The sequence below is a fragment of the Pseudomonas sp. SWRI22 genome (assembly GCF_014268395.2).
Taxonomy (GTDB): Bacteria; Pseudomonadota; Gammaproteobacteria; order Pseudomonadales; family Pseudomonadaceae; genus Aquipseudomonas; species Aquipseudomonas paracarnis.
Genome location: NZ_JABWQK020000001.1, coordinates 58,525 through 83,448, shown reverse-complemented (window position 1 = coordinate 83,448; position 24,924 = coordinate 58,525). Strand labels below are relative to the sequence as shown.

The 24,924-nt window shown below is 60.6% G+C and carries 23 protein-coding genes and 4 tRNA genes; 7 read left to right on the top strand and 20 right to left on the bottom strand.

The genetic code is table 11. The annotated features are described in order from the left end of the window. Position 1: 1 nt before the first annotated feature. Complete coding sequence (locus tag HU730_RS00370) at positions 2-1,492, top strand: PLP-dependent aminotransferase family protein (protein WP_034127221.1); 1,491 nt, start codon at positions 2-4, stop codon at positions 1,490-1,492. Positions 1,493-1,497: 5 nt separating this feature from the next. Here HU730_RS00370 and gltS read toward each other — a convergent pair whose 3' ends face one another. From gltS to HU730_RS00355, 3 genes are all read right to left on the bottom strand, one after another. Next, on the bottom strand, positions 1,498-2,709 hold the full coding sequence (gltS, locus tag HU730_RS00365; protein ID WP_034127220.1) for a sodium/glutamate symporter: 1,212 nt from the start codon (positions 2,707-2,709) through the stop codon (positions 1,498-1,500). 164 nt (positions 2,710-2,873) lie between these two features. After that, positions 2,874-3,161, bottom strand: coding sequence for a hypothetical protein (locus tag HU730_RS00360; protein ID WP_034127219.1), 288 nt, complete (start codon positions 3,159-3,161; stop codon positions 2,874-2,876). Between the two features lie 22 nt (positions 3,162-3,183). After that, on the bottom strand, positions 3,184-4,287 hold the full coding sequence (locus HU730_RS00355; protein WP_054920044.1) for a polyamine ABC transporter substrate-binding protein: 1,104 nt from the start codon (positions 4,285-4,287) through the stop codon (positions 3,184-3,186). 137 nt (positions 4,288-4,424) lie between these two features. Here HU730_RS00355 and HU730_RS00350 point away from each other — a divergent pair, with 137 nt between their 5' ends. Continuing rightward, positions 4,425-5,216: a LuxR C-terminal-related transcriptional regulator gene (locus HU730_RS00350; protein WP_034127217.1), complete on the top strand. Its 792-nt coding sequence runs from the start codon at positions 4,425-4,427 to the stop codon at positions 5,214-5,216. Positions 5,217-5,294: 78 nt separating this feature from the next. Here HU730_RS00350 and HU730_RS00345 read toward each other — a convergent pair. The 4 genes from HU730_RS00345 to HU730_RS00330 form a co-directional block, all read right to left on the bottom strand. Further along, positions 5,295-5,370 (bottom strand) — tRNA-Gly (locus tag HU730_RS00345). A gap of 3 nt (positions 5,371-5,373) precedes the next feature. Then, positions 5,374-5,449 (bottom strand) — tRNA-Glu (locus tag HU730_RS00340). 105 nt (positions 5,450-5,554) lie between these two features. Beyond that, positions 5,555-5,630: transfer RNA gene (locus HU730_RS00335), tRNA-Gly, on the bottom strand. A 3-nt stretch (positions 5,631-5,633) separates the two neighbouring features. Then, positions 5,634-5,709 (bottom strand) — tRNA-Glu (locus HU730_RS00330). 359 nt (positions 5,710-6,068) lie between these two features. On the opposite strand from HU730_RS00330, the gene HU730_RS00325 reads away from it, so the two are divergent. After that, positions 6,069-6,839: a hypothetical protein gene (locus tag HU730_RS00325; RefSeq protein ID WP_034127216.1), complete on the top strand. Its 771-nt coding sequence runs from the start codon at positions 6,069-6,071 to the stop codon at positions 6,837-6,839. 292 nt (positions 6,840-7,131) lie between these two features. Continuing rightward, positions 7,132-7,944, top strand: a complete 813-nt coding sequence (locus HU730_RS00320) for an alpha/beta fold hydrolase (protein ID WP_054898853.1) — start codon at positions 7,132-7,134, stop codon at positions 7,942-7,944. 36 nt (positions 7,945-7,980) lie between these two features. Here the strand turns inward: HU730_RS00320 and HU730_RS00315 are convergent, their stop codons facing one another. From HU730_RS00315 to HU730_RS00305, 3 genes are all read right to left on the bottom strand, one after another. Continuing rightward, positions 7,981-9,948, bottom strand: coding sequence for a methyl-accepting chemotaxis protein (locus HU730_RS00315; protein ID WP_106117819.1), 1,968 nt, complete (start codon positions 9,946-9,948; stop codon positions 7,981-7,983). Positions 9,949-10,061: 113 nt separating this feature from the next. Continuing rightward, positions 10,062-11,474, bottom strand: coding sequence for a PLP-dependent aminotransferase family protein (locus HU730_RS00310; protein WP_106117820.1), 1,413 nt, complete (start codon positions 11,472-11,474; stop codon positions 10,062-10,064). Between the two features lie 200 nt (positions 11,475-11,674). Continuing rightward, entirely contained in the window at positions 11,675-12,436 is a 762-nt protein-coding gene (locus HU730_RS00305; protein ID WP_003190072.1) for an SDR family oxidoreductase, read from the bottom strand. A 229-nt stretch (positions 12,437-12,665) separates the two neighbouring features. Here HU730_RS00305 and HU730_RS00300 point away from each other — a divergent pair, with 229 nt between their 5' ends. Then, entirely contained in the window at positions 12,666-13,673 is a 1,008-nt protein-coding gene (locus HU730_RS00300; RefSeq protein WP_096142942.1) for an NADP-dependent oxidoreductase, read from the top strand. Between the two features lie 122 nt (positions 13,674-13,795). On the opposite strand, the gene pyrF is transcribed toward HU730_RS00300, so the two are convergent. Next, the gene (gene pyrF, locus HU730_RS00295) at positions 13,796-14,494 is read right to left on the bottom strand and encodes an orotidine-5'-phosphate decarboxylase (RefSeq protein WP_003190068.1); all 699 of its coding nucleotides are present in this window, start codon (positions 14,492-14,494) and stop codon (positions 13,796-13,798) included. Between the two features lie 259 nt (positions 14,495-14,753). On the opposite strand from pyrF, the gene HU730_RS00290 reads away from it, so the two are divergent. Together HU730_RS00290 and HU730_RS00285 are read left to right on the top strand one after the other, a co-directional pair. Continuing rightward, entirely contained in the window at positions 14,754-15,518 is a 765-nt protein-coding gene (locus HU730_RS00290) for a response regulator (protein WP_186526677.1), read from the top strand. Further along, positions 15,518-16,549 (top strand): ATP-binding protein, encoded by a 1,032-nt coding sequence (locus HU730_RS00285; protein ID WP_186526673.1) that lies wholly within the window; start codon positions 15,518-15,520, stop codon positions 16,547-16,549. Before HU730_RS00290 ends, HU730_RS00285 begins: the two co-directional genes overlap by 1 nt. A gap of 92 nt (positions 16,550-16,641) precedes the next feature. On the opposite strand, the gene HU730_RS00280 is transcribed toward HU730_RS00285, so the two are convergent. From HU730_RS00280 to HU730_RS00240, 9 genes are all read right to left on the bottom strand, one after another. Continuing rightward, entirely contained in the window at positions 16,642-17,706 is a 1,065-nt protein-coding gene (locus HU730_RS00280) for an AI-2E family transporter (RefSeq protein ID WP_003190063.1), read from the bottom strand. A 72-nt stretch (positions 17,707-17,778) separates the two neighbouring features. Then, a complete protein-coding gene (locus tag HU730_RS00275; RefSeq protein WP_054920057.1) occupies positions 17,779-18,597 on the bottom strand; it encodes a DUF4892 domain-containing protein in 819 nt (272 codons plus the stop codon). Positions 18,598-18,699: 102 nt separating this feature from the next. After that, positions 18,700-19,554: an alpha/beta hydrolase gene (locus HU730_RS00270; RefSeq protein ID WP_186526672.1), complete on the bottom strand. Its 855-nt coding sequence runs from the start codon at positions 19,552-19,554 to the stop codon at positions 18,700-18,702. Continuing rightward, entirely contained in the window at positions 19,551-20,354 is an 804-nt protein-coding gene (locus HU730_RS00265; RefSeq protein WP_044273029.1) for an alpha/beta hydrolase, read from the bottom strand. Before HU730_RS00265 ends, HU730_RS00270 begins: the two co-directional genes overlap by 4 nt. Positions 20,355-20,451: 97 nt before the next feature. Further along, the gene (locus HU730_RS00260) at positions 20,452-20,895 is read right to left on the bottom strand and encodes a hotdog fold thioesterase (protein ID WP_014717751.1); all 444 of its coding nucleotides are present in this window, start codon (positions 20,893-20,895) and stop codon (positions 20,452-20,454) included. Positions 20,896-20,925: 30 nt separating this feature from the next. After that, positions 20,926-22,578, bottom strand: a complete 1,653-nt coding sequence (locus tag HU730_RS00255) for an AMP-binding protein (protein ID WP_186526671.1) — start codon at positions 22,576-22,578, stop codon at positions 20,926-20,928. Between the two features lie 376 nt (positions 22,579-22,954). Then, positions 22,955-23,404, bottom strand: a complete 450-nt coding sequence (gene sixA / locus HU730_RS00250; protein ID WP_034127206.1) for a phosphohistidine phosphatase SixA — start codon at positions 23,402-23,404, stop codon at positions 22,955-22,957. Continuing rightward, positions 23,401-23,748: a DUF4389 domain-containing protein gene (locus HU730_RS00245; protein ID WP_003190047.1), complete on the bottom strand. Its 348-nt coding sequence runs from the start codon at positions 23,746-23,748 to the stop codon at positions 23,401-23,403. The genes sixA and HU730_RS00245 overlap by 4 nt, the downstream gene beginning before the upstream one ends. Before the next feature lie 10 nt (positions 23,749-23,758). Continuing rightward, positions 23,759-24,784 carry an NAD(P)H-dependent glycerol-3-phosphate dehydrogenase gene (locus tag HU730_RS00240; protein WP_034127205.1) on the bottom strand — a complete coding sequence of 342 codons (1,026 nt, stop codon included), beginning with the start codon at positions 24,782-24,784 and terminating at the stop codon, positions 23,759-23,761. Positions 24,785-24,924 lie beyond the last annotated feature (140 nt).

Here is a 24,924-nt window from a genome sequence, read left to right as displayed (position 1 = left end):
GATGGTCCAGATGCGTAAATGGCGTCCACTGCTCCGGCTTGAAGAAGGTGCAAGCCAGGCGACTTACCGCAAGATCGCCGAAGGCTTGGTCAATGCAATCCTCGAAGGCCGCCTGCCGCCCGGGACGTTACTGCCGGGCACGCGGGAAATGGCACACTTGCTCGACGTCAACCGCAAGACGGTGATCCTGGCCTACGAAGAAGCCATGACCAAGGGCTGGCTGACCAGCGAGCCGCGCCGTGGCACCTTCGTCAATGTAAAGCTGACACTCAAACACCTGCCCAGCGTTACGCAACCGTCATTCGCGCCGCCGTTACTGGAGCAACCGCTGGTACCCTATTTCACCCATAACGCCCAAGTGGTCGCTCTACAGCATCGGCGCGATGCGCTGTTTTTCGACAACGGCACCAGCGACCACCGCCTGCTGCCCCAGGCAGTTCTGCACCGTTACTATCGCCATGCACTGCGCAACAGCTTTGCCTCCAATACCGTGCGCTACGGCAGCGAAGGCACCGGCTATCACTTGCGCTGCGCCCTGGCCGAGATGCTGCGCAACAACCGTGGGCTGACGGTCACTGCCGAAAATATCTGCCTGACCCAGGGCACCCAGATGTCCCTGTTCCTGAGCGCCAGCCTGCTGCTCAAGCCCGGCGACGTGGTCCTGGTGGAACGTCTGAGCTACCCACCGGCATGGGAAATTTTCCGCAAGCTCGGGGCGAAGTTGGTCACGGTCGACATCGATGATGAAGGTTGCCGCACCGACCAGATCGAGCGCTTATGCCGTGAGCACAAGGTGCGCATGATTTACCTCACGCCTCATCACCAATTCCCCACCACCGTGAGCTTGCACGCTGCACGCCGGCAGCACTTGCTGACGTTGGCCGCGCTGCATGACTTCTGCATTATCGAAGAGGACTACGACCACGAATACCATTTCAGTGGCCGCCCTTACCTGCCGCTGGCCAGTGACCGCGCCCAACGCCATGTGCTCTACATCGGCTCGTTGTCCAAGGTGCTGGGCTCGACGTTCCGCTGCAGCTATATCGTGGCGCCCACCTCTGTGATTGAAGCCCTGCAACGCAATGCCGCGCTGATGCTGGGCGATACCGACGCGGTCGCTCAAGCCATGCTGGCAGACCTGATCAATGAGGGGGAGTTGAAGAAGCATTTGCGCCGCGTGTCGAAAGAATATCGGGCGCGCCGCACGGTATTGCAAGATTGCCTGGATCAGGCGTTTGGTGCTCGCATACAAGTGCGCGAGCCCGAGGGTGGTTTGGCGCTATGGGTACGTTTCGAGGAAGAAATAGACGTCGATAAGTTGGCAAGCACTGCACTGGACCACGGCGTTGTGGTGCGCAGTGGTCGTCAGTTTTCCCCCAACGACCAACCGGTAAACGCGCTGCGCCTGGGCTTTGCCTCCCTCGACCGGGACGAAATCCAGCAAGCCACTCAGCGCCTGGCCCGGGCGATGAACGCCATGGGCAGGCGCTGAAAAACTTACCCTGCGGCCCCTAGAAATGGCAGCGCCAGGTACAACTTGATCACCACCGCGTTAGCGATATCGATGAAGAACGCGCCCACCATCGGCACCACCAGAAACGCGATCTGCGAAGGCCCGAAGCGCTGCGTCACCGCCTGCATATTGGCAATCGCCGTAGGCGTGGCGCCTAGCCCGAAGCCGCAATGGCCTGCCGCCAGCACCGCCGCATCGTAGTTGCGGCCCATCACCCGGAACGTCACGAAAATCGCGAACAGCGCCATCAGCAATGCCTGTGCGGCCAGCAGAACGACTATCGGCAAAGCCAGTGCCGCCAAGTCCCAGAGCTTGAGTGACATCAGCGCCATCGCCAGGAACAACGACAAACTGACATTGCCCAGCACCGAGACTTCGCGTTCGAACACCTGATGCCAGCCGAGCATCGACAGCCCATTGCGCAGCACCACACCGACGAACAATACGCACACGAACGTCGGCAATTCGAAAGCGGTGCCTTGGATGGCGGCATTCAACAAGTTGCCGCCCTGCAGGCTGATCGCCACCAGCGCCAGGGTCTCGATAAACGAAAACGCGGTGATCAGGCGCTCTTCGTTCGGTTGCTCGAACCCCTTGGCCAGGCTCGATTGCGGTTGCCCAATACCTGGAACCTCGACCCGCTTGATCAGAAAACGCGCCACGGGCCCGCCGATCAGTCCACCGAGCACCAGGCCAAAGGTCGCCGAGGCAATCGCTAATTCAGACGCAGACGCCACGCCATACTGCTCACTGAACACCGCGCCCCAGGCCGCACCGGTGCCATGCCCACCGGACAAGGTCACCGAGCCCGCAAGCAGGCCCATCAATGGGTCAAGGCCGAGCGCCGAGGCCAGCGCGATACCCATGGCGTTTTGCACCACCAGCAAGCCCGTTACCACCAGCAGAAACACCGCCAGGATCCGCCCGCCTTTCTTCAGGCTGGCAAAATCGGCGTTCAAACCGATAGTGGCAAAGAACGCCAGCATCAACGGGGTTTGCAATGAAGGATCGAAGCGTACTTCGATATCGGCAAACGCGCGCAACGCCAGGAGCAGCATGGCGACCAACAGGCCACCGGCTACTGGTTCCGGAATGTTGTAGGTACGTAAGAAGCCGATGCGAGCCACAAGCCCGCGCCCCAGCAATAGCACCAGTGAAGCGGCAACGAGGGTTGAATAGAAATCGAGTTGAAGCATCCGGTCAGTTCTCTGAAGTGGACAAGGAGAATGGGTGGCCAGAGTAGAGAGCACAGGGCGAAAAGGTATCGCCCCCACAAAAAACACAGACTTTCCCTACAAGCCTCACAATAATAACCTACAACCGCCTGCACCTCGCCCCTCCAGAGATACGCAGAGTAGACTTACCGAGGACGCCTTCGCAGCAGAGGCCAGTTGGAGGCGATCTCCCCCGGCTCAGCGTCACGCCCTGCGATTCGCACCAGGTCTGGAAACTCAAGCAACAGGGCACGATTGCCCCGGCCAATGTGCTCCATCACGGCCAGGGTAATGTTTTCACGCACCATGCCCGTCGAAACGTAATACATGGCCCAGGCTTGCTCTGGCGTACAGAGGCCGATCTGTTCTTCAATCTCTTTGTAGGCCTTGTAGTCGTCCGACTCTAAATAACGCTGATCACGACCCTGGCGCATGCTGTCTCCCTCCCCGACCCCGTCACGTACCGCTTTTGACCTTGGTCCAGACCCGTGTGCGAATGCGCTCCGCCTTCAGCGGCAAGGGCTCAAGCGGAACCAGTGTGGCCATGGTCTTTTTATCGGGATAAATCCAAGGGTTATCCCGCAACTTTTGCTCGACGAACTCAGTGGCATCTTTGTTGGCGTTGGGATAGAGCATGTAGTTGGACGTCTTGGCTATCACCTGCGGCTGCAGCATGTAGTTGATGAACGCCAGAGCGGCCTTTGGGTGGCGAGCATCCTTGAGCAACACCCAGTTTTCAGACCAGACCAAGGCGCCTTCGCGCGGCAGGCTGTAGGCAATCTTGCGGCCGCTGTTGGACTTTTCATTAATCGCCTGAGCGGCCAGCGCACCATTGGCCCAGCCGACGACTGCACAGATATTGCCGTCCGCCAGGTCGGCGTCGATTCTGGACGAGTCGAAATAGAGCACATAGGGACGGATTTTCAACAACAGCGCCTGGGCCTTCTGGTAATCCTCTGGATCGGTACTGTTACTGGGCAACCCCAGGTAGTGCAAGGCGATCGAAATGATTTCGCTGGGGGAGTCGAGCATGGCTACGCCACAAGACTTGAGCTTGCTGATGTTTTCTTCTTTGAAGATCAGGTCCCAACTGTCCACCGGGGCGTCATCGCCCAGCGCCGCCTTGACTTTATCCACGTCGTAGCCAATGCCAGTGGTACCCCAGACATAGGGCACGGCGTAGCGATTGCCTGGGTCATTGACCGCCAGCAGGGAGAGGATGTCAGGGTCGATGTGCGAAAGGTTACTCAACTGCGCGCGATCCAGCGGCTGCAGCACCCCAGCCTTGATCAAGCCGGGTAATACATTGGAGGTGGCCACGACCAGGTCATAGCCGGTGCGCCCAGCCATGACCTTGCTCTGCATGATTTCGGCGCTGTCGAAAGCATCCATATGCAGCTTGATGCCGGTCTCCTGCTGGAATTGCCTGGGCGTCTGCGGTTCAAGAAACCCGAACCAGTTATACAGATACACCGAAGATTCAGCGGCGGCTGCGGGCGTGCTGGTTGCAGCGCCCAGGAGCGAAGCTAAAAAAATAGCTCGCAAGTGTGCTCGACTCATATGACTATCCCTGTCCACACGACACGCCTTCATGGCTATCGTAAGCTCGGGGTGAATATACCGAGCATCAACGAATAGTAAATACCTACAAGTACTTAGCTCTGGCCTGCAAAGCCCTAACCCTAAAGGGGTAGAACATGTCGCTTGACCTTCATAGCCTGGCTTGGCACCGATCGGTTGGAAAACTGATCATGCAGCTCAATCGCCCGGAGTTCTGGAGTTCTTTGATTCGCGTATTGAATGAATATGTGCAGATAGACAATTGGGTGGTGCTGGTTTTTGGCGACCACGCGGTGCGCGTGATCAGCCTGCCCGAAGTAGCAGACAGCGAAGAAATCGACGCCTTTATTCACCGCTATGTGAAAGGCCTGTATCTGCTGGACCCGTTCTATATCGCTGATCGAGAAAACCCACAGAGCGGGTTCTTCCATCTGCTCGATATTGCGCCGGAACACTTCCGGGAAACCGAGTACTACCAACAATATTTCGCGCAATACATCTCGGTCGATGAGGCGCAATACAATGTACGGCTCGATGCCGGTACAACGCTGTGCATGTCGTTTGGCAGCAACCTGCGATTCACCCAGGCGCAGATAACAGTATTGGACATGATCAAGCCGTGGGTGACGGCATTGATGCATCAACGTATGTTTTTTGAAACTGACCCGACGAAAAACCTCGCCGAGCCGGCCCCATGGGCCGAGGCACTTACTCAGTTGGAAACACAAGTAACGGCACGTGAAAAGGACGTGCTCAAGTTACTCCTCAGTGGGTTCTCCAACAAAGAGATCGCCGGCAAGCTGTCGCTGTCGACAGAAACCATCAAAGTCCACCGCCGCAACATCTACAGCAAGCTGAATATCAAATCTCAGTCCGAACTGTTTGCGCGTTTTTTCATGCCACGGCAAGAGATCCCTTCGACGCTTTGAACGGGGTGGTGCGCTGGCGAAGTAAATTGCGCACAAACAAAAACGCCGATCATCACTGATCGGCGTTTTCGTTAAATATGGAGCGGGAAACGAGACTCGAACTCGCGACCCCGACCTTGGCAAGGTCGTGCTCTACCAACTGAGCTATTCCCGCAAATGGCGTCCCCTAGGGGACTCGAACCCCTGTTACCGCCGTGAAAGGGCGGTGTCCTAGGCCACTAGACGAAGGGGACACGCTACTGAAACACATGGTGTGTGTTCCAGTGCCCAGAGGCCTTGTCCGAAGACTTGGTCCTGGTTTCACTCAATGCCGCCCGAAGGCCACACTGCTTGTAAATTGGAGCGGGAAACGAGACTCGAACTCGCGACCCCGACCTTGGCAAGGTCGTGCTCTACCAACTGAGCTATTCCCGCATATGGCGTCCCCTAGGGGACTCGAACCCCTGTTACCGCCGTGAAAGGGCGGTGTCCTAGGCCACTAGACGAAGGGGACACACCTACAACATTCACTCCCTACCGCGTTTCGCTGTGTGCTTTACGCTGTAAGTGGCGCGCATTCTATGGATGGATTGAAAGGTCGTCAACCCCCAAGGATAAATTTATTTAAATCAATGACTTCGCCATGGTTTCACGGCCTTCGCGGGCATTGGCACCGTCCAAGCCTTGGCGCCTATATTCTGGCGTTCGACAAGACGCTATAGTTCACCCTGACAAATGATGGCAATGTGCATCCATTCAGGAAGCGCCTACCTATATAGAAGAAATCACCTGGGCAACTGGTCGATCGGTCCTATCCGCCGGATGACCCAGTCACTACACTCCACAGCACACCCTATTAAAGAGGTCACACCGGTGACACCACTCATGATCACCCTGCTGGTAATAGCCGGGATCGTAATACTGATCGCCATTGGCTACATGAACCACGTGGTGGAAAACAACAAGCTGGAAAAGAAGCGTACCGAGATCGAGCTTAACGATCGGCTGCGTCGCTGCGGTGAAATCACCGAGACCTTCCCCGGCCAACTGATGACCCCAGCGCTCAAGCTGTTGCTGGCTCGCCTGGAACTGAACGTCAACCAGCGCCTGTTGAACCTCAACAAGTCCAGCACACCGCTCAAGGCCCGCATCAACGAACTGAATGCGCTGATCGCCCAAGGCGAATCGATTCCGGTGCCCAACCCACCGGCCCCGATCCAGACCGAAGCCAAGGCCAAGGACGTGCGCTTCCTGCTCGAAGCCCTGCACGGCCAAGTCACCCGCGCCGCCCAGGATGGCTTCCTGCCGACCAACGAGGCCAAGCACTGGATCAAGGAAATCCGTCATATCCTGGTGCTGCTGCATATCGAGTTTTTCAACAACCTCGGCCAGCACGCCCTGCTGCAAGGCCAACCCGGCCAGGCACGCCTGGCGTTCGAGCGCGGCGTGCAGTACCTGCGCAAACAACCGGAGCCGGTGCTCTACAGCGCCCAGTTGCAACTGCTGGAGTCCCAACTGGCGCGCGCCAACTCCACAGTGCTGACCAACAGCAAGCCGGCCGAGGACGAAGTCAACGAGCTGACCGAGGGCTTGAAGGTCGTCGATGCCGACGCCGAGTGGAAGAAGAAAGCGATCTACGATTGATGGCAACGCGAACGCAATGCTCATAGCAACGAAGATCAAAGGTGGTGGCTTGCCTACGAAGACGTCGGCCCAGCAAACATTGATGTTGACTGACACACCGCTTTCGCGAGCAAGCCCGATCCCACAGTGGGATTGTGGGGTGTCAGGTAGGTGAGCATCGGCTGGCAGGCCTTCATCGCAGGCAAGCCAGCTCCCACAGTGAAATCATCACATGCCATCAATGTGCACCTATCCCCCCGCTCCCGACTAGCGTAAAAAAGTGCCCCTCACTCCGTGAAATTAGAGGCCTGTTATGCCTGTCGCCGTGATTGATGGACAACCGCTGCACTATATCGACCAGGGCGCCGGCCCTGTCGTGCTACTGGGTTCGAGTTACCTGTGGGCCAGCGACATGTGGGCGCCGCAGATTGAAGCGCTGTCGCAGCAATACCGCGTGATCGTCCCCGAGTTGTGGGGCCACGGTGAGTCCGGGCCGTTGCCAGCACCCACCCATTCCCTGGATGACCTCGCCCGCCAGGCCCTGGCGTTGCTGGATCACCTGAGCATCGAGCAAGCCAACCTGGTGGGCCTCTCGGTCGGCGGCATGTGGGGCGCACGCCTGGCATTGCAGGCTCCCGAGCGCATCAACAGCGTAGTGCTGATGGACACCTACCTCGGGGCCGAACCCGAAGCAACGCGCCAGTATTATTTCTCGCTGTTCAAGATGATTGAAGACGCCGGGGCGATCCCCGAACCGTTGCTGGATGTGATCGCACCGATCTTCTTCCGCCCGGGCATCGACCGCGAATCCGCGCTGTACCGGGATTTTCGCCAGTCACTGCAAGACTTCCCCAGAGAACGTTTGTTGGACAGTATCGTGCCGCTGGGCCGCCTGATCTTCAGCCGCGAAGACATCTTGGCGCACTTACCTGCATTGGACTCCGACACCACCCTGGTGATGTGCGGCGAGCAGGACAAACCCCGGCCACCCGCCGAGTCCGAGGAAATGGCCGACCTGATCGGTTGCAGCCTGATCCTGATCCCCGAAGCCGGGCATATCTCCAGCCGCGAGAACCCGGATTTCGTCAACGAGGCGCTGCTGACCTTCCTCGCCAACCACGCCTGATCGCCCCGCCCTCAGATCGCAGCGCCTACGCTGCGATCAAAGGTGGAAATGCCCCACCATCCCCTTGAGTTGCGCGCCCAACTGCGCCAACTGGATGCTCGAGGCGGCATTGCCTTGCATGCTCAACGCCGAATGATCGGCACTCGCCCGAATACTCGTGACGCTGCGGTTGATCTCTTCGGCCACCGAGCTTTGCTCCTCGGCGGCGGCGGCGATCTGTTGGTTCATCTGCTGGATCAATGAAACAGCCGCCGCAATGCTGCCCAAGGCCCCTTCGGTTTCCAGCGCATCACTGACCGCCAGTTTCACCAACTCGCCGCTCTGCTGGATCTGCTGCACCGAGGACTGCGCCGCACTGCGCAGCGTGCTGACCAGCCGTTCGATTTCCTCGGTCGATTGCTGGGTGCGCTTGGCCAATGCCCGCACTTCATCGGCCACCACTGCAAAGCCACGCCCCTGCTCACCAGCACGCGCCGCCTCAATCGCAGCGTTCAAAGCCAACAAGTTGGTCTGTTCGGCCACGCTCTGGATCACGCTCAAGACGGTACCTATATTCTGGATTTGCGCGCTGAGGCTTTCGATACTGGCGCTGGCACTGTTGCTGGATGTGGCCAGCAACTCGATACGCTGCAGACTCATGCGCACCACCTGCTGGCCGCTATCGACCTTGGCATCCGCGGTCTGCGCGGCTTGGGCCGCCTGCTCGGCATTGCGTGCCACATCGTGCACCGTGGCGGTCATCTGGTTCATCGCCGTAGCGACTTGCTCGGTTTCGTCCTTCTGGTTGCTGACTTCGGCAGTGGTTTGCTCGGTGACGCTGGACAATGAATGCGCGGAGCTGGCGAGCTGTTCGATCCCCGCCTGCAACCCGCTGACCATCTGGCTCAAGCTGTTGCCCATCTGCTGCATCGCCTGCATCAGTTGGCCGATTTCATCACGCCGGCTGATCTCCATGCGCCCACTCAGGTCACCCGAGGCGATCTGCTGAGCCACGGCGATTACCGCCCGCAACGGCGCAACAATCAAGCGGGTGATCACCCATGCAGCGATCAAGCCCACCAGCAGCGCCAGGGCAGATGAACCGATGATCAGCAGCGTGCTGTGCTGCAACTGCGTTTGCATGGACTGGTCTTCGGCGGCGTACGCCTGGTTGACCCGATTCACCACTTGCTCGGCGCGGTCATGCAACTGGGTGTAGACCACTTTTTCCTGGGCCAACAGCCCGGTGTATTCGCCGAGCTTGTCACTGAACGACGCGATATGCCCGGAGACTTCATTGAGCACGGTCTGGTAGCCGGGGTCCTTGACCGTGGTTTTGAGTTTCTCGACTTCAGCCAGGGCCTGGTCGGCTTGCTCGATCTTGCCCTGCCCGGCGTCGTCTGCGTCCGCCCTGCGGCTCTGATCCAGGCGCACCCGCGCCTCGTTCATGGCCTGCAACATCAGACGCGACACCTGGCTGACCTGCCCCGCCTGCTCGATAAACTCCGCGCCCTCCTTGCCTTGGCTTTCCTTGAGGCCATAGGCACCGTCGTCCGCCAGCCCGGCTTGCAGCACATCCAGGTTATTGGCCACGCTGGACACCGACCAACTGGCCATTTCCAGGGCGAGGTCCTTGGTCTGGGTCAACTCGACGAACTCATCGAATGCCTGGCGATAGGCGACCAAGGCTTGCTCAACGTCACCCATCACTCGCTCGTTGCTGGCAGACCGAGCCTTGAGACGCGTGGCCTGGGCCAGCAGCGCATCGACACTGGCATGCAGGGCATCAACGGCCTTGGGGTCGGCGTGCAACGCATAGTCCTGCTCGATCAAGCGCACCTTGAGCAGGTCGCTGTTGAGCGTGGACATCGACGTAAGGCCTTCGAAGCGCTGCCCGATGGTCTGCAGGGACCACACACCGATGGCCGCTACCAAGGCCGTCAGCAGCAGTACCAGGGTAAACCCCAAGCCGAGTTTTTTTGCCATACCGAGGTTGGCGAAACGTCGTTGCACGCCCGAAATCATTGCACTTGATCCTCTTGCAATGGCAAATGCCATAAGCCAGGTTTACAAGCAGCGAGATTCGCAACCCCGAGGCACTGAGCACAAGCCGCTGGCGCCGGAATAATGGCAAAAAGCTACATGCGCGTCGTTTTCAGAATGGTCGAGGTCGATCTTGCCGCGCCCATGGCTCGGAACAGCGTCAATGCGCGTTGATCAGCCGCGTAGGCCACATTGATGCGTAACCATTCGCTGCGCTCACCCGTGGGGCTGAACAATGCGCCGGGCGACAGCAACACACCCAGCCGCTGGGCACAGGCTTGCAATCGCGAGGGATCGGCCATGCCGGGTCGTGCCCACAGGAACATCCCGCCCGCGGGTGCGGCAAATACCTGCCACTCTTCATCCTCCAGTACCTGCAACGTGGCGGCCATCTGCGCATTCAAGCGCTTGCGCAGACGCTGCACCCACTTACGGTAAGTGCCGTTACTCAGCAACGTCGCCACCATGGCTTCGGCAAACCGTGAAGTGCCGATGCCTGTCAGGGTCTTGAGCTGGGCCAATTGCGTAATGATCGCAGCACTGGCACACAGGTAACCCACGCGCAGGGCGCTGCTCAGGGTCTTGGAAAAGCTCGACACATAGATCACCCGGTCATCATGGGCCAGCGCTGACAAGCGCGTACAACTGGCATGCTGCAGGTCGCCGTACACATCCTCTTCGATAATCAGGAAGTCGAGTTCGCGGGCCAGCTCCAACAACCGCTCCGCCACCGGACGGCACAGGCTGGTGCCGGTGGGGTTGTGATACAGGCTGTTGATGAACAGGCACTTGGGCCGATGGGTTTGCAGCAGCGCTTCCAATGCCGGGATATCCGGGCCGCCATGGGCACGTGGCACTTGCAGCAGCGTGACCCCTCGAAAGGCCAGTTGGCGGTAGAGATTGCCATACCCGGGTGTTTCGACCACCACCTCATCACCGGGCTTGAGCAACGTGCGTATCAGCAGGTCCTGGGCATGGCTGGCGCCATGGGTGGTCAGGATACAGTCCAGGCTGGCGGGCACGTGAATCTGCGTCAGGCGCTTGAGCAGTTGTTCGCGCAACGCCGGCAGCCCCAAGGGTGTGCTGTAGTTGAACAGGCCACCAGTGTCGGTGCGGCTCAGTTCACGGATCGCGTAGCTGATGTCATCGCTTTCGCGCCAAGTGTCGGGTAACCAACCGCAGCCCAACTTCAGCTCGCCCAGCGGGCTATCAGTAAATGCACCCCAGCCTTGTTCCGCACCTTCATACCAATGGTTTTCGTGGGCCGTGGTGGGATGCGCCACCACGAACCCCGAACCCTGCCTGGGAGCCAGCAGCCCCTGGGCCACCAAGCGCTCGAATGCCTCGATCACGCTGGACTGGCTCAGCAGGTTATCGAGGGCCAATTGGCGAATGGACGGCAAGCGTGTGCCAGGGCTCACCCCCTCCTTGCGAATCCATTCTGCCACCGCGCCGACGATCTGCTGAACAACCGGTACCAGGGCTTGTCGATCGATCCCTAAATCCATGAGCCACTCACTTAAACTGTCTGTTAACCCAAAGCAGTTAAGCACAGAAGCCTGGTAAAACCGGTCGCAAACTTTTATTAAATTATTGATTTTATTAGATTATTTACCTGAAGAAACATATTCAGCCACGGCACTCTGCCAGCTATGGAAACGCCCCACATCACCCCGCGCTCTTTTCAAACAGCGTGCCAAGCGCGGTCCTAGATCGCCGTCGCGCCACCGTCCACCGCCAGGGCCTGACCGGTGGTAAACGCTGCGCCATCACTGCACAGGTACAACACGGCGCTGGCGATTTCCTCAACCTTGCCAATGCGTCCCACCGGGTGCATGGCTGCGGCAAACTCAGCCTTGCGTGGGTCGGCCTCATAGGCGCGACGAAACATGTCGGTATCAATCACGGCCGGGCAGACGGCATTCACGCGAATTTTCTTCTTCGCGTACTCGATGGCCGCCGATTTGGTCAGGCCAATCACCGCATGCTTGGACGCCGCATAGATGCTCATCTTCGGTGCCGCCCCCAGCCCCGCCACCGATGCGGTGTTAACGATGGCCCCGCCGCCCTGGGCCAACAGCAACGGCAACTGATACTTCATGCACAGCCACACGCCTTTGACGTTAACCCCCATGATCGCATCGAATTCATCAAGACTGCCGTCGGCCAGCTTGCCCTTTTCGATCTCGATGCCGGCGTTGTTGAAGGCGTAGTCCAGGCGCCCATAGGTGGCGACGGTTTGTGCCATCAATTGCTGCACGTCCGTGTCGAGCGTGACGTTGCAGCGCACAAATATCCCTTCGCCACCGGCCTGGTGGATCAGTGCCACAGTGCCCTCGCCTCCTGCCACATCAAGGTCCGCGACCACCACCTTCAAGCCTTCGGCGGCGAATGCCAGCGCGGTGGCGCGGCCAATACCAGCAGCGGCGCCGGTCACCAAGGCGACCTGGCCGGAAAACGTCATGCTCATGGGAACTGTCCTGTGGGGGTTAGTAACGGTGGAGCGAGTCTAGCCAACGCCCGCAGCCGTGCGTCAGCACTATCAGAAGGCCGGTTGGCGCTGCATGAATCGCAGTGATAAAGCCGCACGGCTGATTATCAGCGAAGCCTATTACCGGGCATTCGCCTGCTTTGCACACCCTTGCCCTTCTGCCACTGAGGGTCTATCACTCATGTTCCATTTCTAAAGAGTCCTTGCCATGACCGCCCAGACCAACCGCCAATTTCTGCTCGCCAAACGCCCGGTCGGTGCCGCCACGCGAGAGACCTTCACTTACCAGGAAGTGCCAGTGGGCGAACCCCAGGACGGCCAAGTGCTGGTGCGCAATGAATACCTGTCCCTCGACCCGGCCATGCGTGGCTGGATGAATGAAGGCAAGTCCTACATCCCACCAGTAGGCATCGGCGAAGTGATGCGCGCCTTGGGCGTAGGCAAGGTGATTGCCTCGAAGCATCCGAACTTCGCGGTGGGGGACTACGTGAACGGTGCACTGGGCGTGCAGGATTACTTCCTCGGCGAGCCCCGTGGTTTCTATAAGGTGGACCCCAAGCTGGCACCTCTGCCCCGCTACCTGTCCGCCCTGGGCATGACCGGCATGACGGCGTACTTTGCCCTACTGGAGACCGGCGCCCCGAAAACCGGTGACACCGTGGTGATCTCCGGTGCTGCCGGTGCCGTGGGTAGCATCGCCGGGCAGATCGCCAAGCTCAAAGGCTGTCGCGTGGTGGGGATCGCCGGTGGCGCCGAAAAGTGCAAGTTCCTGGTGGATGAGCTGAGCTTCGACGCCGCCATCGACTACAAAAACGAAGACGTGCCCGCCGCCCTCAAGCGCGAGTGCCCCAAAGGCGTGGACGTGTATTTCGATAACGTCGGCGGCGATATTCTCGACGCCGTGCTCAGCCGCCTGGCGCTCAAAGCCCGCGTAGTGATTTGCGGCGCAATCAGCCAGTACAACAACAAGGAAGCGGTCAAAGGTCCGGCCAACTACCTGTCATTGCTGGTCAATCGTGCGCGCATGGAAGGCTTTGTGGTGATGGACCACGCGGCGAACTTCGCGGCGGCGGGTCAGGAAATGGCCGGCTGGATGGCCCAGGGCAAGCTCAAGAGCAAGGAAGATATTGTCGAAGGGCTGGAGACATTCCCGGAAACGCTGATGAAGCTGTTCAATGGCGAGAACTTCGGGAAGTTGGTGCTCAAAGTCAGCTGACACACCACGAAAACAGATGTGGGAGCTGGCTTGCCTGCGATGCAAGCAACTCGGTCTCTAAGTGATACCGAGTTGATACTATCGCAGGCAAGCCAGCTCCCACATTTTTGCCGCTCTAAAAATCAGGCGATCTCGGCGACGACCGCTGCCAACGCCTTGGCAGGATCCGCCGCCTGGCTGATCGGACGGCCAATCACCAGGTAATCCGAGCCCGCATCCAGGGCCTGGCGTGGGGTCAGGATGCGGCGCTGGTCATCCTGGGCGCTGCCGGTAGGACGGATACCCGGTGTCACCAGTTGCAGCGAGGGGTGAGCGTTCTTCAGGGCCTGGGCTTCCAGGGCTGAGCACACCAGGCCGTCGAGGCCGGCTTTCTGCGCCAGGGCTGCCAGGCGCAACACCTGAACCTGCGGCTCGATATCCAGGCCAATGCCCGCCAGGTCCTCGCGCTCCATGCTGGTGAGCACGGTTACACCGATCAACAACGGTTTTGGGCCGCTGCGCTGTTCCAGCACTTCGCGGCAGGCGCTCATCATGCGCAGGCCACCGGAGCAGTGCACATTGACCATCCACACGCCCATCTCGGCCGCGGCTTTAACGGCCATCGCCGTGGTGTTGGGGATGTCATGGAATTTCAGATCCAGGAACACTTCGAAGCCTTTGTCACGCAGGGTGCCGACGATTTCCGCCGCGCAACTGGTGAACAGTTCCTTGCCGACCTTGACCCGGCAAAGCTTGGGGTCCAACTGGTCAGCCAGCTTCAGTGCGGCGTCACGGGTGGGGTAATCCAGGGCGACGATGATAGGAGTCTGGCAGACGGACATTGGAATGGGCTCTCAGGCAAGTCGAAATCGGCGCGGATTGTAGCGCAAGCAGCGCCGTTGCGGGATCCGATGATCGGTAAATACCGATCAAGCGCCCAATATAGGCGATTCAGGATGATTGTTTCAGCGCCGATACATTCACGACATGCCCTCAATACGCCGTCCGGCTAGCCTCGCGCACATGACCGTCCGCCCAGCACTTCCAGCCCTGGAACTGGGCGCCTATGCTGACAGCCACAACCAGGCAGATGACCTCGCTATGCATACCCCTTGCGACCCTGTAAACGAAGCGCCAAAAGACGCGGTGATCACCGAAGACAAGCGCTGGAACACCCGCGCACTGATTGTCGACGACGACGTGCCGATCCGCGAACTGCTGATCGACTACCTGGCACGCTTCAATATTCTCGCCTCAGGCGTCACCGACGGCACCGCCATGCGCCAAGCCATGCAAGCGGAGACCTTCGATGTGGTGGTGCTCGACCTGATGCTGCCGGGCGAAGACGGGCTGACATTGTGCCGCTGGCTGCGCGCCGAGTCGGATATTCCGATTTTGATGCTCACCGCCCGCTGCGAACCCACAGACCGCATCATCGGCCTGGAACTGGGGGCAGACGACTATATGTCCAAGCCGTTCGAACCCCGGGAACTGGTCGCGCGTATCCAGACCATCCTGCGCCGGGTGCGTGATGACCGCACCGAACAGCGGGCCAATATCCGCTTCGACACTTGGCGCCTGAACAGCGTGCTGCGCCAGCTGGTGGCCGATGATGGCCTGGTGGTGCCGCTGTCCAACGCCGAGTTTCGTTTGTTGTGGGTGTTCATCGAACGCCCCCGCCGTGTGCTGAGCCGCGAACAGCTGCTGGACGCGGCCCGTGGGCGCTCTATCGAGGCCTTTGATCGCAGCATCGACTTGCTGGTGTCGCGCCTGCGTCAGAAGCTGGGGGATGACCCCAAGGCTCCGCAACTGATCAAGACCGTACGCGGCGAAGGCTACCTGTTCGACGCCCGGGATATCGGTTGATGCGCGCGCCCTTCAATACGCTGTTCGGGCGACTGTTCGGCCTGTTGCTGGTGGCGATTGTGCTGGCCCATGTGCTGGCGTTCTTCTGGTTCCACCACTACGGCCCGCCGCCACCGCCCCGCGCGGCGTTCGTCGAACAACCGGACGGCAGTCTCACGCCCTTGCACAAGACGCCTCGCCCCTGGTTTGGCGGCCCGGTGGTACCCCTGACATTTCAATTTATCTCGCTGATCATCGCCGCCTGGTACGGCGCCAAACTGCTGAGCCGGCCGATCCAGCGCCTGAGCGCGGCGGCCGAGCGCTTGAGCGTCGACCTCGACAGCCCGCCCCTGGTGGAATCCGGCCCTCGCGAAGCGCGCCAGGCGGCCTCGACCTTCAACCTGATGCAAAAGCGCATCCGCGAACAAGTCAGCCAGCGCGCCCGCATGCTCGGCGCGGTCTCCCATGACCTGCGCACCCCCCTCTCGCGCCTCAAGCTGCGCCTGGAACAGATCGAAGACCCCAAGTTGCAAGGCCAGATGCGCCAAGACCTGGACGACATGATCGGCATGCTGGATGCCACCTTGAGCTACCTGCACGAACAGCGCACCAGCGAGACACGACATTGGCTCGACGTACAGGCATTGGTGGAATCCCTGAGTGAAAACGCTCAGGACCAAGGCCGCGACGTGAAATTTTCCGGCACCTGTACACCGTTGCAGGTACAGCCGATGGCGCTGCGCTCATGCCTGAACAATTTGATCGACAACGCCCTGCGCTATGCCGGCACCGCCCGGGTAGAACTGGCTGACAGCCGTGGCGCCCTGGTGATACGGGTGATCGACCACGGCCCGGGAATCGCCGCCGATAAGCGCGAAGCGGTGTTCGAGCCGTTCTTTCGCCTGGAGGGTTCGCGCAACCGCAATTCCGGAGGGGTCGGTTTGGGGATGACCATTGCCAGGGAGGCCGTCGAGCGACTCGGCGGCCACCTGAGCCTGGAGGACACACCGGGCGGTGGGTTGACGGCGGTGATGTGGTTGCCGAGGGTTTAAGAAGGCAGTCGCACGACCTGCACCTGTGGGAGGCCAAAAATGTAGGAGCGAGCTTGCTCGCTCCTACAGAAGGCCCGTTATGTAGTCACCGATCAGTTACACGGTTTGTCTTCACGACGCACTTGCGCCTGGCTCGCGCTCCAGTCTGTCAACAGGCTGTAGGCCACCGCCAGCAACGTCGGGCCAATAAACAGGCCGATAAAGCCGAACGCTATCAACCCACCAAACACACCCAACAGCACAATCACCAACGGCAGGTTGCCGCCACGGCTGATCAGGTACGGCTTGAGCACGTTATCCACGCCGCTGATCACGAACGTGCCCCACACGCCCAGGAATACCGCGTAGGTGTAATCGCCCTTCCACGCCAGCCACGCCGTGGCCGGGATCCACACCAGCGGCGGCCCCATGGGAATAAGGCTGAGCAGGAAAGTCACGATACCCAGCACCAGCGCGCCCGGTACGCCAGCGATGAGAAAGCCGATCAGGGCCAGCAGCGCCTGGGCCGCAGCAGTGCCGATCACACCATTGACCACCCGCTGTACCGTGCCGGCCACCAGTTCGATGTAATAGCCAGCGCGCTCGCCAATCAGGCGCTCCAACAGGCGGTGCACAAACATCGCCAGGCGCGGCCCGTCACGGTAGAAAAAGAACACGAAGACCAGGCTCAGGGTCAGCTCAAGAATGCCGCCGCCAATTTGCGCACTGCGCGCCAACAACCAATTGCCGACCTGGCCCAGGTACGGCTTGATGCTCACCATCAGCGCCGCTCCTTGTTGATCAATGCTGTCCCAGGTCGCCACCAGACGCTCGCCTACGAAGGGGATCGACCCCAACCAGGTCGGCGCCTCGGGCAAGCCGTCGACCTGGATGTCCTTGATGAGCGCCACCGCATCACGCACATGGTCAGCCAGGTTGAACCCCAGCCATACCAATGGCACCGCCACCAGCAACATCCAGCCCAACGTCAGGATGCCAGCGGCCAGGGATTCTCGGCCGCCGAGCCAACGGGTGAGCAAACGCATCAGCGGCCAGCTGGCAAATGCCAGCACCGCGCCCCAGAACAGCGCCGACCAGAACGGCGCCATGACCCAGAAGCTGGCACCAAACAGCACCAGCAGCAGGATTTGCACCAGCAGGCGATCGTTATTGAGCATCGGGTATCTCGAAAAGAAGGCTGTAGGAAGAGAGCTTAGGCGAACGGCACGGGTCCGCTCGCCCTGTGGTGCTTAGCGTATCAGATGCAGATGCAGCCCTTGGGTTTCACCGGTGCCGGTTTCCAGACGGGCGGTGCGCACGCCCTTCTCCACCAGCGCCTGGCGCCAGGCCTCGGCCTGCGGCCCGCTCAGGCTCACGCGCAGGGTGGTGTCGAGGTTCAAGGCTCGGGATATCAAGGTCAGCCAAGTGTCGTCAGGCTCGGCGCCCAGCGCGGGAAAATCCAGCTCGCCGGTACTTTTGAGTTCACGCAGCAGGGTCGCCGAGGTGGGCAGCAGCTCGCCCAAGGGCGCGCTGGCGTCGAGTTGCTCCACATGCAGGTAGGCGCGGCGGTTACCACGTGTGATCCCGTACAGCGCGACCAGGGAATTGTCCTGCGGGGCGGCCAGGCGTAGCAGCAGGTATTCCTGTTGGCCGTCGGCGCCCACCAGCTTGGCGTTGCCAAACACTTCGTTGGCCCACAGGCTGCTTTCGCCACAATCGCGGGCCTTGCACCAGAACAACAACTGCGCACCCTTGGCCTGCAAAGCTTCGCGCGTTGCGGTAAAGGCGGCGCTGGAGCTGTGTTCGGCGGGCAATTCATAGGTGATTGCAGTGGCTGGGCCGCGTGCGATGGCCTGGCCTTCATAACGCAACTGGCCGCTGATCTTGCGGATTGCGCCCATGGGGTAAATGCGTTCCTTGTCTTCAGCGGGGCGGTAATCGACGATTTGCGCATCAACCTGACGGGCTACCGCCGGTAGATCCTGGCTGCCAGGCAGATCGGCGGCAAATACCAGGGGGCTGAAACAACAAAGGCCCAGGGCACGGATACATCCTTTACCCAGGCTCATCGGATCAGTGAGCCCTGGCCAATGTTGGTCACAGCGATATCGAGTGTGTTCATGGTTGACTCCCTTTCAATCCGCCCAGCCTCGGCAGTTGACCTCGCCAAGTCAAGGCGTGGAGAAGAACCGATTGAAACAGTCTGCAACAAGAGCCGCACCGGGCTCGTCATTCAGGTGTAAATGATGGCCGCCTGGCAGCATGGTAACCGTGAAGGGTAGCTGAGAAAGCAATTCGGAATGTTTCGCCAGCATGCCGTCAGCCGCGACCACCAACTGGGTAGGGCACCCTACCCTTCGCACGAAGGCCATGGCTTGTTCGTCGGTCAGGCGCATCGGCGACGCCAGAGTCAGGCGGCTATCGCTGCGCCAGGTATAACCGCCCGGTACGGGCATCAAACCGCGCTGGGCCAGGAGCTGCGCCGCTTCACGGCTGACCGCGACCACGCCTTTCATCCGCGCCTCGACCGCTCGATCAAGGCTGTTGTAGACCGGCTTGCGCTTGTCCTGCAGGCTCAATTGCGCCTGCAACGCCATGCCCAGGCGCTCGGCCGCGTTCTCGCCGCTGGCGGTCGGTGGGATCACGCCGTCAATCAGGCCCAGGTGTGTCACCCGCTCCGGCAAGGCCCCGGCCACTACCAGAGAGACGATGGCGCCCAGGGAGTGGCCAAGTAATGCAAAACGTTTCCAGCCCAGTTGCTCAGCCACCTGCAGCACGTCGTAGACGTAATCCCACAAGGCATAACCGGCGCCAGCCGGGCGGTGCGCCGAATGCCCATGCCCCGCCATGTCCAGAGCGACGATGCGCAACCCTCGCAGCTTGGGCGCCAGGCGCGCAAAGCTGTTGGCGTTGTCCAGCCAACCATGGAGGGCAATTACCGGCAGGCCGTCCTCGGGCCCGAACAGATGCGCGGCCAGTTCGATGTGCGGCAGGCTCAGGCGTACCTCTTCGACGGGCGTACTCATGCGCAACTGCGCTCACGGGCCTGCCAGCGGGCGAACAGGGTCTTGATCAAGGCAGCAGTGTCCTGAGGGCGTTCGAGGGGAAACATATGGCCACCGGGCATGGTGAGCATTTCGCCCATGGGCAAGCGGTCGACACCGCTGGCATGGTGACGCATCACCACCCGGCTCTGGCGGCCACGCACCACGGCCAGCGGCACCTTCAACTGGCGCACCTGGCCCGGGCTGGTGTGGGGCACGCCGCGATAGATGCTGATTTCGGTGGCTGGGTCGAACCGCAGGCGCAGGCGATCGCCCACTTGCTGCAGGCCATGTTGCAGGTACGCGTCAAAGCAATCGGGGTCAAAGCCACGGAACAAGGTCTTGCCGGCGAAATAGCTGCGCGCGGTGTCCAGGTCGGTGAATTCTTCGCGCCGGCCAAGCGTGCGCCCAGCCGGGGTGAGGCGGTCGATAAAGCCAAAGCGCTTGGCAGCGCGGATCACCCAGCGGTCTGCGCGGGTGAGCACCGGCGAATCCAGCATCACCACGCCCCGGTACAGGTGCGGGCAGCGCATGGCCGCGTGTAAATGCAGCACGCCACCCAGGGAATGGCCCACGCCCCATACCGGCTCTGGCTGCTGCTCCAGATGATGGATCAGCTCGTCCACCAGGTTTTGCCAGTTATCATCCACCGGGAACCTGGGGTCGTGACCGTGCTGCGGCAGATGGGCCACCGCATATTCCGGGGCCAGGGCGGCAAACAGCTTGCCGTAAGTGGCCGAAGGGAAGCCATTGGCGTGGGTAAAAAACACGTGCTGCGACATACAGGTTCCATCAACAAAAACAGAGGGGGATTGTCACCATGCCCGGCCCTTACAGCAATGACTGTAACTGCCAGGAATGATGACACTCACGCCACGCCTATCGCGCCGGCGGTTGTTCACCCAGCGGCACCACGGCCATGGTCAGGCGCGAGACACAACTGGCCTTGCCCTCGTCGCTGCTCAGGCGGATGTCCCACACCTGGGTGGTACGCCCGATATGAATAGCCTTGGCCACCGCAGTTACCCGGCCGCTGCGCACGCCGCGCAGGTGGTTGGCGTTGACCTCCAGGCCCACGCAATAGAACTTGCTTGCATCAATGCACAAGTAGGCGGCCATGGAGCCGACACTTTCGGCCAGCACCACCGAGGCGCCGCCGTGCAGCAGGCCGTAGGGCTGATGGGTGCGGTGGTCGACCACCATACTGGCGGTAAGGGATTCGTCGTCGAAGCTTTCGAAACGAATATCCAGCATTTCACCGATGGTGTTTTTCTGGATCGCGTTGAGGTGTTCGATATTCGGTTGGGTACGCCACAGGCTCATACGGTTGTCCTTGTTGGTTTTATTACGGCCCTAATCCTGCCACAAAACGGTTTCGGCGCGCGTGCTCCATGCTTGCAATTGTGGCCCGTACGTCGACTCGATCACGTTGCGTTTGATCTTCAAGGTCGGCGTGAGAAAACCGTCTTCCACCGCCCATTGGTCTTTCACCACCACCAATTGCCCCATGCGTTCATGCTTGTCCAGGCCCGCGTTCACCTGTGCCAGCCAGCGCTCAAGGCCGCTGCCGAGGGCTTGGCGGTCCTCGCCGGGCGCCGACAACACGCACAGCCCTATCGGCGCACTGAGCCCCTCGCCGACCACACACACCTGTTCAATACGTGCATGTTCGGCCAGGCGGTTTTCAATCGGCGCCGGGGCTACATATTTGCCTTTGCTGGTCTTGAAAATTTCCTTGAGACGCCCGGTCAGGCGCAGGCGACCGTCCGCGTCCTGCTCGCCCTTGTCACCCGTGCGCAGGAAGCCATCTGCGGTGAGCGTATCCGCGGTTTTCTGCGGGTCCTTGAAGTAGCCCAACATGGTCGCGCCACTGTGTACCTGCACTTCGCCTGACGGGTCGATACGCACTTGCACGCCTGGGCAGGGCTGGCCGATCCAACCGAGCGTTTGCCCACCTGGGCGACACACATGGGAATAGCCGCAGTTTTCGGTCATGCCGTACACCTCCAGCACATCCAGGCCCAGGCGCTGATACCAACGCAGCAACGCCTCGGGCACCGGCGCGGCGCCGGACAGGGCGATGCGCAGCGCATCCAGCCCCAGGCCGGCGAGAATTTTATGGCCGACGCGTTTGCCGATAAAAGGCAGGCGTAACAGGGTATCGAGGCGTTTTTCCGGGATTTTGGCGTAGACGCCCAGTTGGAATTTGGTCCAGATGCGCGGCACGCCAAACAAGGCCGTCGGCCGCGCCCTGCGCAGATCGGTGAGGAAGGTTTCCAGGCTCTCGGCGAAAAAAACGGTTTGCCCGGTATAGATCGACGCCATTTCTACAAACATCCGCTCCGCCACATGGCACAGCGGCAGGTACGACAGCAACCGGTCGCCCTCCCCCAGGCCAAACAGCTCAGTACCGCCCGAAGCAGCAAACCCCAAGGCGCCGAAACTGTGCATCACCCCTTTAGGCAGGCCGGTCGTACCGGAGGTGTAGATGATAGTGGCCAGGCTGGCGGCATCCGGTAGCGGGTTGTCCTGGATCGGTGAACAGGCTTGCAGGTCCGCCCAACTGAAATCGAAAGTCTCTTCAGGAGGGCACAGCGGCAGACTGATAGTCGGCACACCCACAGGAACGCCAGGCGCCATCGCCGACCAATCATCCAGCTTGCCGATCAGCGCCAACCGCGCCTGCGAGTGAGTCAGCACATGGGCGACTGAGTCCGCGGTGAGGTTGGGATAAAGCGGCACCGACACATGCCCTGCCATCCAGATCGCCAGGTCGGCGATGATCCAGTGGGCGCAGTTTTTTGAAATCAGCGCAATGTGCGAGCCCTGGGGCAACTCCCGCGCACGCAGCCAGTGCGCGGCGCAACGAGCCTGGTGGCCGACCTCGCCCCAGGTGAGGGCCTGCACCTCACCGCCGCCGATGGGCTGAACGAGGAAGACTTTGCGCGGGTGCCGCGCTTCACGCTCGAAGAAGACCTGCAACGGCAAACGAAAAGCGACAGGCATGGGACGCGCTCCTTTGTGATCCGAGATACAGCCAACCAAGCACTTGCTTGGTTGACTGTATAGCACAGACGAAGGAAACGGCCTGCCGCTCACCACGATGCGAAGCGAGACGCTCTTGATCTGCTCTTGATCTCAGGCGCCCCGTCGAACCACGCTGGCCGGAATTCCGGGGCCTTTTCCAAAAGTGACCCGCCGTTGAACTCTAAGTGGCCGTTACTGCAGGAGTGGATATGTACTCGGTATAACAGTGTCGCCTGTCAGGTCGTCATCGCAGGCAAGCCAGCTCCCACAATTGGATCGCGGGGTGTCAGCGAGATAGGCGTCGGCGGCAGGCCGTCGCGGGAGCAAGCTCCCTCGCCACAGCGTCGCACGATGCCTAAGGATTCTTCACATCCACCAGACTCATCAAGCCAGCCAACGGAAAGTCACCCTCAAGCTCCGCCAGGCTGGCCGTGTACATCGGCTGTGGCTGGCGCTGGTGTCCATGCTGCAGAAAACTGATCAGGCTACCCACCAGCGGTTGGTGGCTAACCAACAGCACGTCGTCGTCGGTGTCGAGTTTCTCCAGCACTCGCTGGACATCCCCATCGGGCGTCAACCACGGCACCGTGCAGATCTCAGGCTCAAACCCCAGCACATCGCGCACCAACTGCGCCGTCTGCTGCGCCCTAACATAAGGGCTGGCAATGATGGCGCCCAAGGGCTGGCCAATCAGGTGCGCAGCACTGCGCAATACTTCAGCACGCCCATGCTCGGTAAGGTTGCGCTCGGCGTCCGTGCGCGCATGCGCTTGGGCCTCGCCGTGACGCAGAATCCATACTTTCATAGCTTCGGCTCTTCATCGCGCACCGGGTGCGGTGCCGGCGGTACGCTGTGGGCCGCTTCGCCTTCGGGGGCGCGTGGGGTTGGCCAATCGGCGAACGGCCAGGGCTTTTGCTCGGTGTGGAAGCTGCCGAAGCGGCCAATCTGCGCCAGGAACTGGCTGAGGCTGTCGCCAAAGTTCATCAGGCCCAGGTTCGGTGCGCCGTAGATCAGCCGGTAAATCAATTGCACCACCACCAGCGCACCGAGCAGGAATTGGGCTACCTGCCACACCAGCGCAAACACCAGCATCCACAGGATGCGCAAGACAATCGACTCGTATGGGGGGGCAGCTTTGGGATCGTTCATGACGCGTTCCTCAGTTGAAACCACTGGTGGAAATAAAGTCGACATCGGTCTTGGGCTCGGCCCGCATCAGCAACTCGATGACCTGGTTCAGGGTGCGCCCTTCGAACAGGATCGCATGCAGGCCGGCGACCAGCGGCATGTACACGCCCACTTCCTGGGCCTTGGCCTTCAAGACCTTGAGGGTGTTGACCCCCTCGGCCACTTCGCCCAGACGCGTCACCGCTTCCTCCAGGCTCAGCCCTTGGCCCAAGGCGAACCCGACCTGGTAGTTGCGGCTTTTGGGCGAAGAACAGGTGACGATCAAGTCCCCTACGCCCGCCAGGCCGAGGAACGTCATCGGGTTGGCGCCCTGGTTCACCGCAAAACGTGTCATCTCGGCCAGTGCGCGGGTAATCAGCATGCTCTTGGTGTTCTCGCCCATGCCCAGGGCCACGGCCATGCCAGCAATGATCGCGTAGACGTTTTTCAAGGCCCCGCCCAATTCGACGCCGAAGCGATCGCCGCTGGCGTAGACCCGGAAAGTACGGCCGTGCAACACGGCCTGGACGCGCTCGCACAAAGCCTCGTCTTCACTGGCGACCACGGTGGCGGTCAACGCGTGCTCGGCGACTTCCCGAGCAAGGTTTGGCCCGGACAGCACGCCAATGCGCGCCTGAGGGGCGATTTCGGTGAGGATTTCACTCATCAACTTGAAGGTGTGGGCTTCGATGCCCTTGGTCAGGCTGACCAGTAACTTGCCGGCCAAGCGTTCGGCGTGTGGCGCCAGTACCGAGCGCAAGGCGCTGGAAGGCAGCGCGACAAAGCACAGGTCGCAGGCCGTGAGGGTTTCCAGCAGGTCGGTCACCGGCTCGACGGCGGGATGAATCTTGATACCTTTAAGGTAACGAGGGTTTTCGCGATGCACGCGAATGGCTTCGGCCTGCTCGGGGTCGCGCATCCACTGGCGCACCGCGTGACCGTTCTCGGCCAGCAGGTTAGCCACGGCGGTACCAAAACTTCCGCCTCCCAGGACCGCAATAGGGCGCTGTTCAGTCATATGCAATCCGTTAATCCATACCAGTGGCGATGGCGGCATTATACGGGGCGCCCCGCTTGCGGCCAGCCCCCGTATCAATTCGCGCGAGTCAGAAAATGCCAGAGGCGTGCGAAGTAAATGCAAGTCCGACGACTGGCAAA

Bases quoted from the DNA above. Each gene is read 5' to 3' on its own strand.
- HU730_RS00270 (WP_186526672.1), bottom strand. From the start codon at position 19,554: ATGAGTACGCCCGTCGAAGAGGTACGCCTGAGCCTGCCGCACATCGAA.
- HU730_RS00245 (WP_003190047.1), bottom strand. From the start codon at position 23,748: ATGAACGATCCCAAAGCTGCCCCCCCATACGAGTCGATTGTCTTGCGC.
- HU730_RS00265 (WP_044273029.1), bottom strand. From the start codon at position 20,354: ATGTCGCAGCACGTGTTTTTTACCCACGCCAATGGCTTCCCTTCGGCC.
- HU730_RS00305 (WP_003190072.1), bottom strand. From the start codon at position 12,436: ATGAGCATGACGTTTTCCGGCCAGGTCGCCTTGGTGACCGGCGCCGCT.
- HU730_RS00300 (WP_096142942.1), top strand. From the start codon at position 12,666: ATGACCGCCCAGACCAACCGCCAATTTCTGCTCGCCAAACGCCCGGTC.
- HU730_RS00290 (WP_186526677.1), top strand. From the start codon at position 14,754: ATGCATACCCCTTGCGACCCTGTAAACGAAGCGCCAAAAGACGCGGTG.
- HU730_RS00355 (WP_054920044.1), bottom strand. From the start codon at position 4,287: ATGAGTCGAGCACACTTGCGAGCTATTTTTTTAGCTTCGCTCCTGGGC.
- HU730_RS00370 (WP_034127221.1), top strand. From the start codon at position 2: ATGGTCCAGATGCGTAAATGGCGTCCACTGCTCCGGCTTGAAGAAGGT.
- HU730_RS00280 (WP_003190063.1), bottom strand. From the start codon at position 17,706: ATGCTCAATAACGATCGCCTGCTGGTGCAAATCCTGCTGCTGGTGCTG.
- HU730_RS00255 (WP_186526671.1), bottom strand. From the start codon at position 22,578: ATGCCTGTCGCTTTTCGTTTGCCGTTGCAGGTCTTCTTCGAGCGTGAA.
- gltS (WP_034127220.1), bottom strand. From the start codon at position 2,709: ATGCTTCAACTCGATTTCTATTCAACCCTCGTTGCCGCTTCACTGGTG.
- HU730_RS00260 (WP_014717751.1), bottom strand. From the start codon at position 20,895: ATGAGCCTGTGGCGTACCCAACCGAATATCGAACACCTCAACGCGATC.
- pyrF (WP_003190068.1), bottom strand. From the start codon at position 14,494: ATGTCCGTCTGCCAGACTCCTATCATCGTCGCCCTGGATTACCCCACC.
- HU730_RS00315 (WP_106117819.1), bottom strand. From the start codon at position 9,948: ATGATTTCGGGCGTGCAACGACGTTTCGCCAACCTCGGTATGGCAAAA.
- HU730_RS00350 (WP_034127217.1), top strand. From the start codon at position 4,425: ATGTCGCTTGACCTTCATAGCCTGGCTTGGCACCGATCGGTTGGAAAA.
- HU730_RS00275 (WP_054920057.1), bottom strand. From the start codon at position 18,597: ATGAGCCTGGGTAAAGGATGTATCCGTGCCCTGGGCCTTTGTTGTTTC.
- HU730_RS00320 (WP_054898853.1), top strand. From the start codon at position 7,132: ATGCCTGTCGCCGTGATTGATGGACAACCGCTGCACTATATCGACCAG.
- HU730_RS00360 (WP_034127219.1), bottom strand. From the start codon at position 3,161: ATGCGCCAGGGTCGTGATCAGCGTTATTTAGAGTCGGACGACTACAAG.
- HU730_RS00240 (WP_034127205.1), bottom strand. From the start codon at position 24,784: ATGACTGAACAGCGCCCTATTGCGGTCCTGGGAGGCGGAAGTTTTGGT.
- HU730_RS00285 (WP_186526673.1), top strand. From the start codon at position 15,518: ATGCGCGCGCCCTTCAATACGCTGTTCGGGCGACTGTTCGGCCTGTTG.
- sixA (WP_034127206.1), bottom strand. From the start codon at position 23,404: ATGAAAGTATGGATTCTGCGTCACGGCGAGGCCCAAGCGCATGCGCGC.
- HU730_RS00310 (WP_106117820.1), bottom strand. From the start codon at position 11,474: ATGGATTTAGGGATCGATCGACAAGCCCTGGTACCGGTTGTTCAGCAG.